The 13,981-nt window shown below is 43.4% G+C and carries 8 protein-coding genes and 1 riboswitch; of the genes, 6 read left to right on the plus strand and 2 right to left on the minus strand.

Annotated features, from left to right (window positions below; genetic code table 11):
- Positions 1 to 189 precede the first annotated feature (189 nt).
- Positions 190 to 396: riboswitch (cobalamin riboswitch) on the plus strand.
- Between the two features lie 130 nt (positions 397 to 526).
- From accC to NSB03_RS14460, 3 genes are read left to right on the plus strand one after another with little or no spacing between them, the layout of a single operon-like run.
- The gene (gene accC, locus NSB03_RS14450; protein ID WP_257466459.1) at positions 527 to 2,038 is read left to right on the plus strand and encodes an acetyl-CoA carboxylase biotin carboxylase subunit; all 1,512 of its coding nucleotides are present in this window, start codon (positions 527 to 529) and stop codon (positions 2,036 to 2,038) included.
- A 19-nt stretch (positions 2,039 to 2,057) separates the two neighbouring features.
- Positions 2,058 to 2,567: an acyl-CoA carboxylase biotin carboxyl carrier protein subunit gene (locus NSB03_RS14455; RefSeq protein ID WP_024987849.1), complete on the plus strand. Its 510-nt coding sequence runs from the start codon at positions 2,058 to 2,060 to the stop codon at positions 2,565 to 2,567.
- A 22-nt stretch (positions 2,568 to 2,589) separates the two neighbouring features.
- A complete protein-coding gene (locus NSB03_RS14460; protein ID WP_024987850.1) occupies positions 2,590 to 4,125 on the plus strand; it encodes an acyl-CoA carboxylase subunit beta in 1,536 nt (511 codons plus the stop codon).
- Positions 4,126 to 4,223: 98 nt separating this feature from the next.
- Here NSB03_RS14460 and NSB03_RS14465 read toward each other — a convergent pair whose 3' ends face one another.
- Both NSB03_RS14465 and NSB03_RS14470 read right to left on the minus strand, forming a co-directional pair.
- Positions 4,224 to 4,835: a putative sulfate exporter family transporter gene (locus tag NSB03_RS14465; RefSeq protein ID WP_024987851.1), complete on the minus strand. Its 612-nt coding sequence runs from the start codon at positions 4,833 to 4,835 to the stop codon at positions 4,224 to 4,226.
- A gap of 424 nt (positions 4,836 to 5,259) precedes the next feature.
- Positions 5,260 to 8,130, minus strand: a complete 2,871-nt coding sequence (locus NSB03_RS14470; protein WP_257466460.1) for a two-component regulator propeller domain-containing protein — start codon at positions 8,128 to 8,130, stop codon at positions 5,260 to 5,262.
- Positions 8,131 to 8,366: 236 nt separating this feature from the next.
- Here NSB03_RS14470 and NSB03_RS14475 point away from each other — a divergent pair, with 236 nt between their 5' ends.
- The 3 genes from NSB03_RS14475 to NSB03_RS14485 all read left to right on the plus strand — a co-directional run bounded on the left by NSB03_RS14475 (position 8,367) and on the right by NSB03_RS14485 (position 13,905).
- Positions 8,367 to 9,143, plus strand: coding sequence for a glycoside hydrolase family 16 protein (locus NSB03_RS14475; RefSeq protein ID WP_024987852.1), 777 nt, complete (start codon positions 8,367 to 8,369; stop codon positions 9,141 to 9,143).
- Between the two features lie 80 nt (positions 9,144 to 9,223).
- The gene (locus NSB03_RS14480) at positions 9,224 to 12,265 is read left to right on the plus strand and encodes a SusC/RagA family TonB-linked outer membrane protein (protein ID WP_135038580.1); all 3,042 of its coding nucleotides are present in this window, start codon (positions 9,224 to 9,226) and stop codon (positions 12,263 to 12,265) included.
- Between the two features lie 20 nt (positions 12,266 to 12,285).
- Positions 12,286 to 13,905, plus strand: a complete 1,620-nt coding sequence (locus NSB03_RS14485; protein WP_024987853.1) for a RagB/SusD family nutrient uptake outer membrane protein — start codon at positions 12,286 to 12,288, stop codon at positions 13,903 to 13,905.
- Positions 13,906 to 13,981: the final 76 nt, after the last annotated feature.

The following is a 13,981-nucleotide window of genomic DNA, read 5'->3' on the forward strand; positions in this document are numbered from 1 at the left end:
GAGACTATGTGACGAATAAAAACTGGTCGGTAAAGCCTATCTAACATAATCTCAGGAAAATTTAAACAGGCTCTTAACTATTAAATCCATTTGCATTTACCGTCTTCCGTTTCTAATATCCGGACAGCCGACCATTGCACATAAAAGCAACTTTCGTGCAAAAAGAGAACACTCTATTCAAAATTTATTTATCTTTGCCGCCGAAATGGTTCGGAATCCGTAGCCAACGGACAACGATTAATAGGGAATCGGGTGCAAATCCCGGACAGTCCCGCTGCTGTGAAACTCTGTTCAATGTCTTATAAAACAAAACTAATATGACGCCACTGATATCCTATCGGGAAGGCAAATAAGACAAGAGTCAGTCAGAAGACCTGCCACTTCACGTAAAACGTTCTTCCGCCTCGTGGATTAGGAGAAAGAACATCGTTTGTTAAGCCCCAAATCAGGAAAATACAGTGTTTTCATCAGGTGGAGTATGTCCGCTAAAGTGGGAAGACAAAGTATGTACTTAATTTAGAAAAGTATGATAAAAAGAATCTTAGTAGCCAATCGCGGTGAGATAGCCGTGAGGGTGATGCGCTCCTGCCGGGAGATGGGAATAACGAGTATCGCGATATTTTCCGAGGCAGACCGGACTGCAAAACATGTGCTCTACGCAGACGAAGCATATTGTATAGGTCCCGCCGCATCTAAAGAGAGTTATCTGAATATAGAAAAAATCATCGAAGTGGCGAAAGCGAACCACGCAGACGCCATTCATCCGGGATATGGCTTCCTGTCCGAGAATGCGGCTTTTGCACGACGCTGCCAGGAAGAAGGCATAATTTTTATCGGTCCCAATCCGGAAACAATGGAAGCAATGGGCGACAAGATTTCCGCCCGCATCAAGATGATTGAAGCCGGAGTGCCCGTTGTGCCCGGCACACAAGAAAACCTGAAAAGTGTGTCTGAAGCCGTGGAGCTTTGCAATAAAATCGGTTATCCGGTGATGCTGAAAGCCTCTATGGGTGGCGGTGGAAAAGGGATGCGCCTTATCCACAGCGCGGAAGAAGTGGAAGAGGCCTATACAACTGCCAAAAGCGAATCTCTTTCTTCTTTCAGTGACGATACGGTTTATCTGGAGAAGTTCGTGGAAGAGCCTCATCACATCGAGTTTCAGATTCTAGGTGACAAGCATGGAAACGTGATTCATCTTTGCGAACGCGAATGTTCCGTGCAACGCCGCAATCAGAAGATCGTGGAAGAAACTCCTTCGGTGTTCGTCACTCCGGAATTGCGGAAAGATATGGGAGAAAAGGCGGTGGCTGCCGCAAAAGCCGTCAATTATATCGGTGCGGGAACTATCGAGTTCCTGGTGGACAAACACCGCAACTATTACTTCCTCGAAATGAACACCCGCCTGCAAGTGGAACACCCCATCACAGAAGAAGTTATCGGCGTAGACCTCGTAAAAGAGCAGATAAAGGTAGCCGACGGACAGGTTCTCCAACTGAAACAGGAAGATATCAAGCAGCGCGGACACGCTATCGAATGCCGTATCTGTGCTGAGGATACGGAAATGAATTTCATGCCGAGCCCGGGAATTATCAGGCAGATTACAGAGCCGAACGGTATCGGAGTGCGTATCGACAGTTATGTGTACGAAGGATACGAGATTCCGATTTATTATGACCCGATGATTGGCAAACTGATAGTATGGGCTACCAACCGCGAATATGCTATTGAACGGATGCGCCGCGTGCTGCACGAATACAAGCTGACGGGAGTCAAGAATAATATCAGTTACCTGCGTGCCATTATGGATACGCCCGATTTCGTAGAAGGACATTATGATACCGGATTCATCGCCAAGAACGGTGAATACCTGCGTCAGTGCATCATGCGAACCAGCGAACGTGCCGAGAATATTGCGTTGATTGCCGCCTACATGGATTATCTGATGAATCTTGAAGAGAACAGCGGCGACGCCACCGACAACCGTCCTATCAGTAAATGGAAAGAATTCGGATTGCATAAAGGCGTACTTCGTATCTAATTAAGAAAAGCAGTTAATTATGGAAATTCATATAGGTGACCGGGTGGCCGAAGTGGAACTGGTCAGCAAAGAAAATAATAAAGTAGTACTTACTATTGATGGAAAGTCGTTTGAAGCGGACGTGGTAATGGCGGAAAACGGAACCTGCAACATCCTTATGGACGGTCGTAGCGCAAACGCGCAACTCATCCGCAAAGAGAATGGGAAAAGCTATAAAGTGAATACGCATTACAGCAGTTTCAATGTTGAAATCGTAGACAGCCAGGCGAAATACCTGCGTATGCGCAAGAAAGGCGAGGACGAACAGAACGACCGCATCACTTCCCCCATGCCGGGCAAAGTAGTAAAAATCCCCGTAACGGCAGGACAGGAAGTAAAAGCGGGAGACACTGCTATCGTTATCGAAGCCATGAAGATGCAGAGCAACTATAAAGTGACTTCGGATTGCCGTATCAAAGAAATCCTGGTTCAGGAAGGTGATAACATTACCGGTGACCAGACATTAATAACATTAGAACCGATTGCATAACACTAAAAAAACGGATTGCATCATGGAAGAAATAGACAAAACATATGCCACGTTCCAGGAACGTGACCGCATCGCTTCCCTCGGCGGGGGCGTCGAGAAGATAGAGAAGCAACACGAAAGCGGCAAGATGACTGCCCGCGAACGTATCGGAATGTTGCTCGATAAAGGGACATTTGTCGAATTGGACAAGCTAATGGTTCACCGTTGCACCAACTACGGCATGGATAAGAACAAGATTCCGGGAGATGGCATCGTATCCGGTTACGGAAAGATTGACGGTCGCCAGGTATTCGTTTACGCCTATGACTTCACCGTTTACGGCGGTTCACTTTCCGCTTCCAACGCGAAAAAGATTGTGAAGGTGCAACAGTTGGCTTTAAAGAACGGCGCTCCGATTATCGCATTGAACGATTCAGGCGGTGCACGTATACAAGAAGGTATCGAGAGCCTTTCAGGGTATGCGGACATTTTCTATCAGAACACAATGGCAAGCGGTGTGATTCCTCAAATCTCTGCCATTCTCGGTCCCTGTGCCGGTGGTGCCTGCTACTCTCCCGCCCTCACGGACTTTATCTTTATGGTGAAAGAAAAGAGCCACATGTTTGTGACGGGGCCCGACGTAGTGAAGACCGTTATCCACGAGGAAGTAAGCAAGGAAGAACTGGGTGGAGCCATGACTCACAGCAGCAAAAGCGGAGTGACTCATTTTATGTGCAACACCGAAGAAGAACTGTTGATGAGCATCCGCGAACTGCTTTCGTTCCTGCCACAGAATAATATGGATGAAACTAAAAAGCAGAACTGTACGGATGAAACCAACCGTGAAGACGCCGCTTTGGACACTATCGTTCCGGCAGACCCGAATGTTCCTTATGATATGAAAGATATCATTGAGCGAGTGGTGGACAACAGCTATTTCTTTGAAGTTATGCCCAACTTTGCCAAGAATATCCTCATCGGTTTTGCACGACTGGCAGGTCGTTCGGTAGGTATCGTCGCCAATCAGCCTGCCTACCTTGCCGGAGTGCTCGATATTGATGCCAGCGACAAGGCGAGCCGTTTCATCCGTTTCTGCGACTGTTTCAACATCCCGTTGATTACTTTCGAAGATGTTCCGGGATTCCTTCCGGGATACACGCAGGAAAACAACGGTATCATCCGCCACGGCGCGAAAATCGTTTATGCATTTGCAGAAGCTACCGTTCCCAAATTGACCGTTATCACCCGTAAAGCTTATGGCGGCGCATATATCGTGATGAATTCCAAACAGACAGGAGCGGACGTAAACTTTGCCTATCCAAGTGCGGAAATCGCAGTAATGGGTGCGGAAGGTGCGGTAAATATCCTGTTCCGCAAGGCAGACGCAGAAACCAAAGCTAAAGAGCTGGAAGCTTACAAGGAAAAGTTCGCCACTCCGTATCAGGCTGCCGAACTGGGATTCATCGATGAAATCATCTATCCGAGACAAACCCGTAAACGTCTGATTCAAGCATTGGAAATGACAGAAAACAAGATGCAGACGAATCCGCCCAAGAAGCATGGAAATATGCCCTTATAACAACCAGATAGGTACTTGTCAAAGTACCACCACCCAAAACGGACTTACACAAATTCTGAAGAATGTCATTCTGAGAATCTACGTAAGCCCGTTTTTCATTACATTAAATAAGGAGTGAGATACTTCACCAGGAAATAACCACCTACTACCAGCCAAATAAAAAGAAGAAGCGCAAGAACAAAAGGTTTCGCTCCCGCTTTCCTGAACTTGTCAATGCTTGTTTCCGTCCCAAGTGCAGTCATAGCCATTGTCAACAGAAAAGTATCCAGCGTATTGATTCCCTCAACCAACTGAGCAGGCAGCAAATCAAAAGAGTTGATAGAAGTGAGCAACGCAATGCCCCTGTCCATTTTCAATAATTTGCCGATATAAATACCACCACAGATAGTCACCACCACAATAATAACATCAATCAACATTGCAGGCAATCCGATAGCCAGCACATCCTGAAAAGTCAGTCTGAAACCATACAGAATAATACCTATACGCAGAATCTTTTTCGAACAGAACTGTATGCCCGGCACCCAAGTCTCGGGAAGATGATTCCGCAAGCTGTTAGCATAAAGCATACCCAAAATGATACCTACAATCATCGGACTGAAAGAGAGACTTCTCACGAAAGACATCTCACCAATGTAAAATGCCGCACAAGAAAACAATGCTATCAACAAGACACCGTGCAACATACTGCTTCTTTTTTCGTTGAACATAAATTACTAGATTTTAGTGATACTGAATTTATTACTCTGTTTATAACTCTACAAAGGAAACCATTTTTCATCAAACTGGTTCACAGTATTTTATTATACCGGATAATCTCCGGTTATACCTATCTGTAATAAAAAACGGCACCTCGATTCACATCGCAGTACCGTCACAACACAAACACAAAATAAAACACGACAAAACTACTATGCAATCTTCCTGTTATGCCGGGGAGGCATATCTTGCTTGGCTTATCTATATTCGCATACCCATAAGAAGCTTTATCAGGCGATTTGCATAATTAAAAACAGACGAATCAGGATTTTGTTCACGAAAGTTTAAAGAAAATAAGGCAGGAACGGGATTTTAACAAAAAAAACGATAACCATCCTCTTTATTCAGACAAACGAACATAACACAAAACAGCAATCAGTTCTTCTTATTCTCTTCCTTAAACCGGGTAGGCGTCATTCCTTTAACTTGTTTAAAGGAAGTGCTAAAATATCGGGGATAAGAGAAACCTACTTCATAGGATATTTCATTAATGTTCATATTAGTATTTGTAAGCAGAAAAACAGATCTCTCAATACGCAACCGATTAATATAATCATTAACTCCCAAACCAGTCAGCAACTTCACCTTATTATATAAAGAAGCTCTGCTCATAGCCATATTGTCCGTCAGGAATTTGATAGAAAGTTCTCCACCTGCCATATTCTCATTGATAAGTGTGTTAAGTTTATTAATGAAGTCTTCATCTTCCTTACTGTTTTTCTTTGGAGTTTGCTGCTCTATTTCCTCCATCCGATTATCATCCACTTCTTTTAATGTGACATCAGACAACGAAGGCTCCAAAAGATTATCCTCTTCACTCCTCTGTTTCTCTTCTTTGCTACTAAGCATATCATTTAATACAGCTTGCAAGAAGTGGTTCACATTACCTTTCATATTGCGTTCTTTCCGACGGTAATTAATGTAACCGATACCTGCCGTCATAGCAATAAACAAAACGGCAACCGTACTAATAAACCAGACTGTTTTATACCAAGGAGGAGTGACGATAATATGTATTAATTGTTTAGACGGGGTTCGATTTCCATTCTTTGTATTACACGAAACCCATATTGAATAATTACCTGCCGACAAGGAAGATAAATTCAATACCGGATCGTAGGTTTCAATCGACTGTTTACCCCTGCCTTCAATAGTATATTGTAATAAGTATTTCTGAAACACATCCCTGTTCCTGATGCGGAAGTGAACAGAAAGCGAATTATAATTCCACGGTATCTCTATGGTGTTTTCCTTTACTCTCTTCAAAGAAGGACTACCATTAAAAAGGATTTCGGACAGATATATTTCCGGTATTTGAGTTTCGGTAGATGGAATATCCGTATTAATTTTAACTAACCCTTCCGAACCTCCTAAATAAATATAATCCCTACTAGACTGTTTTTGGTATGCAAACAAGATTTCGTTAGGCGGGAAACCATCCGAACTGTTCCAAAGAATGAATCTATTCTCTTTAATGATATAAGAATATAAATGATTTTGGGCACAAATCCACAAACGCCCCTTTCCGTCAGCAATAAGGAAGGAAATACTATTGAAAAGTCTGGTACGGATACGATGATACTTTTGACTTTCCAGGTCAAAAAATCCAAGTCCTTTGTTGGTACTGGTCCATATCATACGATTGTTGTCGTAGGACATAGAAGTAATCATTTCATCTTTCTCCAATTCAAACAACAGCCGGATACTATCACTTTTCTGATCAACCCAAAAAGCCTGGTGAGCACACTTTAACAGGGAGAATCTATCATTGGAGTACGACAGACAAAGTGCATCATTGGAAAAATCATAATCACGGTCAGTTTGCATCCTCGAAAATGTACCGTCATGCGTATGGTATACGTAAGTGCCGCAACTGATAATATATATCTTACCGTCCGCCACCTGATTAGCTAAAGGAAGATAACCATAAAAACATTCTTTCTTATTAGTCTCTTCATCAACGATAGTGAAAGGTCGGTATTTATGTGTTTTCTTATTGAATAGGAAAATTCCTTTGGTATATAAAGACACCATCAGTTCAGTTTCAGATACTTCGGCGATAGAAACAACCTTATCACCATAAGTAGAAGGAAAATGGGTAAACTTGTCAGTAGACGGATCATATAGATTGATTCCTCCACCATCCGTTCCAATCCATACTTTGCCGTCCTTTTCTTCATAAAGGCTAATCACTGATTCCTCACTGAGTCCGTGGGTACTGTTCAGAATTGCCTCTTTATATGTTTTTATATACGTTTCTTTTATACTAAATATCCCACCGCGCACACTTCCCGCCCATAAATCGCCTTTCATGTCTTTGTACAACAAGGTAATGGAATTGACCGGCAAAGAAGAATAGTCCCCCACTATGTGTTGCAATTGCGAAAACTGAAAGGTCCGGGGAGTAAATAAATTGATTCCACCTCCATCTGTTGCCAACCATATGCTACCATTATATTCTGCCATATCCAGCACATAATTGTTTCTTAACCCGGAGTTTTCTTTCGTATAATGTTCCTTCATTCTTCCTGTCCGGTCATAGCAGTAGAATCCATCGCCATAAAAAGCAACGTAAATGTGTCGGTTTGCTGTTACATATAACGATGTCAACAGATTCTGACTGCTTGGTATCAACAGGGTAAATTGCCTGATGCGGCAGTCATATAAATAGATTCCTTTCTTCCGAGTGCCTATCAGAATCTTGCCATCTTCGAAATAAAGCATTTTCTGAATCCTGTAATCCACCAGATTAATATCTTTGCCTTCTTCTTTTCCGATATGAATTGTTTTCAATTTTTTACTTATATAATCATAGCAATGAATAGCATTCTCGCTACCAAACCATATTCCACCTTCAACTTCTACAGATGAATAGATAATGGAGGTGTTAACAATATTAAACCGGTCTTGTTCATCATCATACAGAGCTAGTCCCTTTGAAGTCGCTATCCAAAAATTCCCTAAAGAATCCTCAGCCAGATGATTGATATAGTTACCTGGGAGAGAATAAGGATCCCCCGAGTGATGCAAGTAAGTTTTTATCCCTTCCTGGGTATAGCTATTCAATCCACTTTTGGTACCTACCCACAGAGTACCTTTATGGTCCAACAAGATAGATTGGGCAGTAGTTTGAGAAAGTCCTTGCTCAATGGAAAGTTGAGTGAATGAATAATTAACACTGTGTTCAGAAGAAAGTAGTTTTACCTCTGTCAACAGAAATAATAGTATGATTAAGGCACGATACATTGTAATTTCATTTTCTGCAAAAATACTTTTTTTCTTATCATTAAGAATCTGTTCCTCATCTTTTTCATCAAGTATTCATAAAAAAAGGGGGATTTTTTTAAAAAAAGCACTGAAATCGTCTCAATTAGACAAGATTTGACTTGAATTATACGATTTCTGAGTCATTTACAAAAGAAAAAAAATACGTTTGCATGTTAATTATTTAAAGTAAATTCTGTGAACCCAAATTAAAACGTATGAAAAAGGTTATACTTTTATTATTCTCGGTATGTAGTATGTTTTCTTGTACTCATACCCCTAACTGGGAACTGGTGTGGGAAGACAATTTTAATGGAACAGAACCCGACACTGCTATTTGGAGCCGTATCCCCCGCGGCAAACCAGACTGGCAAAACACCCAGTCATCGGACGACCGTTGTTATGAAATGCGTGACGGTCTTCTTATCTTAAAAGGTATTATCAATGACAACACTAAAACAGACACCGCCAAGTACCTGACCGGAGGATTGTGGACGAAAGGCAAGCATGCTTTCCACGGAGGACGCATCGAAGTGCGCGCCAGGCTGCATGGGGCAAAAGGAGCATGGCCTGCCATATGGACATTGCCTTATGAAACAGATAAATACTCATGGCCTATGGGAGGAGAAGTGGACATCATGGAACGTCTGAACCATGACTCTATTGTCTACCAAACCGTACACTCGCACTATACCTATACATTAGGAATAGAAAACAACCCGAAACACGGAAGTACTATTCCCATTAATCCCGAGGAATTCAATGTATATGGAGTGGATTTCTGGCCGGACAGTCTGGTGTTCCATGTCAACGGAAAGCGCAATTTTGTTTACCCCCGAATTGAAACCGAACAGGAAGGACAATTTCCTTTCAATATTCCTCAATATTTGCTAATCGACATGCAATTAGGAGGAACTTGGGTTGGCACAGTAGATCCAGCCGATTTACCCGTAGAGATGGAAGTAGACTGGGTACGCCATTATCAATGGAAATAAAAACACACTGACATCTTTTAGTTATGAAAACATCAGTATTATACAACAAAGAACCTATTAACTTAGTTAAATTTAAAATTATGAATGGACAAAAGCGAAATTTTTTACGTATGTTTTTAGCAGGCGTCCTCATGCTGTTATCTCTTACAGCATATGCACAGGAACGCACAGTGACAGGTAAAGTGTACGATGCAGCCGGCGAACCTATCATCGGAGCCAGTGTAGTGATTCAAGGTACAACACAAGGAATTATAACCGATATAGACGGTGCTTTTCAGTTGAAAGTACAACCTTCACAAACGTTGGTCGTTAGTTTTTTGGGATATAAAGACGTAATTCTTCCCGTAGGAAACAAAAACGATTTTAAAATAACTTTGGAAGAAGACTCCAAAAAACTTGACGAAGTAGTCGTGGTGGGATATGCAACCCAAAAGAAAGTGAATCTAACCGGTTCTGTAGCTTCTGTATCCGCCAAAGATATTCAAGATATTCCGGTGGCCAACACAGCTACTTTGCTGCAAGGCCGTCTGCCGGGGTTGGTGCTGACTCAGAACGGCGCACAAGCCGGCAATGACAATCCGGAAATAAGAATTCGTGGTATCGGTACTTTTGGAAACAACAATCCGATGGTATTAATTGACGGCGTAGAGGGCAGCCTTTCACAAATATCCGAAATCCCCTCTGCGGATATCGACAATATCTCCGTATTGAAAGATGCAGCATCAGCGGCTATCTACGGTGTACGTGCCGCCAATGGTGTGATATTGATTACCACCAAGCGCGGACAAGCTTCCAGCAGAGTAAAAGTATCCTACTCGGGAAGCTATACACTACAGACTCCGGGCATCGTTCCCGACTATGTAGACAGTTATAACTGGGCTTTGATGAGAAACGAAGTGAACCCTGACACTTTCTCACCGGAAGCTCTACAAAAGCTGAAAGACGGTTCGGATCCCGACCATTATGCAAACACCAATTGGCTGGACGCAGTGCTACGCAATGCCAGCATGCACCAACACCATTTATCAGTGTCGGGAGGTAGTGAAAACACACACTTCATGACTTCAGTGGCGTACTCCAACCAAGAAGGTATCATGATGAAAACAGGAGTAGAACGCTTCTCTTTCCGTTCGAACCTTGACACACGCTACAAACGTTTCACATTCGGACTGAACTTGTCCGGTAACAAAAACAACGTGACAGCTCCTGCTGTTGCTCCTTCGGGCGAAGGCGGTATCATGCGTTTCGTATCCTGGTTCACCCGTCCAACCGTACCGGTGATGTACTCCAACGGACATTATGGCTATGTAGACGGTTCGTCAATGAACGCTGAAATGGTAAAAAACCCCGTAGAGTTAATGTCCTTAGGTCATCGCAGCAACGAATATTGGCGTTTCAACGGCAAGGCGTTTGCCGGTATTGAACTGTGGGACGGATTGAAGTTCCAGACAAGCCTCGCTTATGCTTTCGACCTGAATGCGACTAAGTCTTACACCCCAAAATCTCCTGCTCGCTATGATGCGGACGGAAACACCGTAAAAGCAGCAGGAGAGACTAATAAGGAAGAGGATTATTGGTATCGCAACGCAACATGGACAAACGAAAACCTGCTGACTTATAACAAGCAATTCGACAAGCACAGCATCAATGTGCTGTTGGGACATTCGGTCATCGGTTCACGTTTTTACAAAACAACAGCCTCCATACAAGGGTTCCCAACCGAGAATATTTATGAGCTCAAAGGAGGTACAATCAATCCGGGAGCAACAGGAGAATCAGAAGAATATAAGCTTCAATCATTCTTCGGTCGTGTAAACTATAGTTATGACGACCGGTATTTATTCGAATTCAATATTCGTCATGACGGTTCCTCACGTATGCCTAAAGCCAATCGTTATGCCACATTCCCTTCATTGTCTGCCGGATGGGTATTCTCAAACGAAGGTTTTATGAAAGATTACAGGAACTTCTCTCTCGGAAAGTTACGTCTGTCATGGGGTAAATTGGGTAATCAGGAAATCGGCAACTACGCTTATGCGGCTACTTTGGGTGCAAGCGGAAATTATTTCTTCGACCAAGGTGCAAACAAGCAGGCGGGTATGGTACAGACATCCGTCCCCAATGAAAACATTAAATGGGAAACGACCCGTTCTGTAAACGTCGCTATCGACCTTGGATTCTTCAACAACAGAATACAGACCTCCTTCGAATGGTTTGACAAAAAAACTTCCGATATTCTGATGCAGTTGGCTATGCCCGGCATTTTCCTGGGCTCTCTCTCAGCGCCTTATCAGAACGTAGGAGCAGTACGCAACCGCGGCTGGGAATGGAATGTGAACTACACGGATAGCAAAGGCGATTGGAGTTGGTATGCAGGTTTCAACCTATCGCATGTAAAGAATAAGATTCTCGAAATGGGCGGTTTGGAAGAAACAATCAACGGCAATACAATCAACCGTATAGGCAATCCTATCGGTGCCTATTTCGGATATAAAGCAATAGGTATCTATCGTACGGAAGCCGACTTGCAACGTACCAACTCAAAAGGTGAAGTAATCAAACAAAACGGTGTCGCTCCCAAATTGGGCGATATCATGTATGCCGACCTGGATGATGATGGTAACATTACTCCCGAAGATCGCGATATTATAGGCAATCCGTTCCCGAAATACTCTTATAGTTTCAATCTGGGTGCATCATGGAAAAACTTCGACTTGTCTACTTTCTGGCAGGGAGTGGGTGGTATCTACCGTTACAGTTGGGAGACTTCTACCGACATTCGCGGTAACCTTACCAACCGTTGGGTGAACCGTTATTCGGCTGACAACATAAATGCTCCTATGCCCGCACTAGGCAACACCATGAACGATTCTTATTCTTCATTCTGGCTTGAAAAATCGGATTACCTGCGTCTGAAGAATCTGGAATTCGGCTATACTTTCCGTCAAACCGAACTTGCCAAAGTTGGTATTTCCAGCATCCGTGTTTACTTTGCCGGAAGCAATCTATTGACGTTCACACCGTTGAAGAACTGGGATCCGGAAAAGTCATCGGGTGATACAAGAAATGACGTACATCCCAATATGCGTACTTATTCATTTGGATTAAACATTCAATTCTAATTACAAGGAGGATACATATTATGATTAAGAATACAAAAAATATATGCAGAGCTTTATTATTATCCGGAATGTTACTGTCTGCCGGCGCATGTTCGGACAGTTTCCTACAGACAGATTCTCCGAACCAGCCTTCCCAAACGACCTATTGGCAAACTGAATCGGATGCATTGATGGCACTGACCGCTTGCTATGACGCCATGCAAAGCCAAAACTTGTATGACGACAACATTGACGGCTGGAAATTCGGATTCCTCGGACGTGAAACCAGCACAGACAATGGCGACCACACATGGGGCAACTGGATGTTAGGAAGTTCCATTTCGCAATGTACTTCGGCTACCACCGATGAATGCTTCTCAATGTACTGGAATGCTAATTATGAAGTAATCAAGCGTTGCAATATGTTAGTGGAAAACGTAGAACGCATCCCGATGGAACAGGAAAAGATAGAAGCATACAAAGCAGAAGCAATAGCATTGCGCGCCCTGATGTATTGCAATCTGACTTCCGTGTTCCGCGATGTACCCTATCTGACCAAACCTCTCACCCTGTCAGAAGCCCAAGCGCCCAAAACGGAACGTAGTCAGATTATCTCTTCTTTACTGGAAGACCTGAAATTATGGATTCCTAAAATCCCCGTGATAGGAAAAGCACAGACAGGACGTCTGACTCAAGAAGCGGCTTACGCCATTATGGGACGAATAGCCCTCTTCAATCAACATTGGGACGAAGCGATAACTGCCTATAACAATGTGATTGGCAAGGTTCAACTTTTCAAATCAGGTGACGGCAGTGACTATGCAGCCAACTTTGCAGACTTATTCAAGGAAGCCAATGAAACAGCCAGTGAAGTATTACTAAGTGTTCACTATAAAGGTCCGGGCCTGGGCGAAGGCAATTCCTTTGGAATTTGCTGGTCTGCTCCGATGAATGCCATCGAAGGTTCGATGAATTTATGCGATGATTTTTATTGCACGGATGGATTACCTATTGACGAGTCCCCTTTATTCAAGGGTAGTCTTGCCAAAGGAGCCCATACAAAAGAGAATCCGGATATGGGACGTTATGAAAACCGCGACCCTCGCATGAAGGCAACATTGATGCTTCCGGGAATGGAATGGAACGGAAAGTTGTACACTAATAACTTACCGGCCAGCTCCACATGCTGTATCCGCAAATGGTATACTCCCGAAAATACGGCAAACGAGTATGACGGTAGCCTGGATTTCTACGTCATCCGTTATGCAGAGGTGCTATTGTCACTCTCTGAAGCCATGATTGAAAAAGGCGGTTACTCTCAAGCGGAAGTGACCAAGCACATCAACGAAGTCCGTGCCCGCGTAGGCATGCCTGCCGTAGAACAAGCAGAAGGAGAAAACCTAAAACAAGAAGAGCTACGCGCCATTGTACGCCACGAACGCCGTGTAGAACTTGCCTTTGAAGATTTACGTTTTGCCGACCTTTATCGCTGGAACGATTTTGAGAATGCTCAGAAACGCATGCAGGAAGACAAGTCATTCTATGGCTTCGGAGCCGTAGAACGTGGTAATCTGCGTGGAGCACAAGATCTGGTATGGCCTATCCCGCAAAGTGAGATTGACACCAACCCGATGTTGGAACAGCACAGTGAATGGAAATAATATTGCCTGATTGCAATATATAAGTAAAGAGTAAGCACGAAGCCGAAACAAATTATGGCTTCGTGCTTACTCTTTT

The sequence above is a fragment of the Bacteroides acidifaciens genome (genome assembly GCF_024623065.1).
Lineage (GTDB): Bacteria > Bacteroidota > Bacteroidia > Bacteroidales > Bacteroidaceae > Bacteroides > Bacteroides acidifaciens.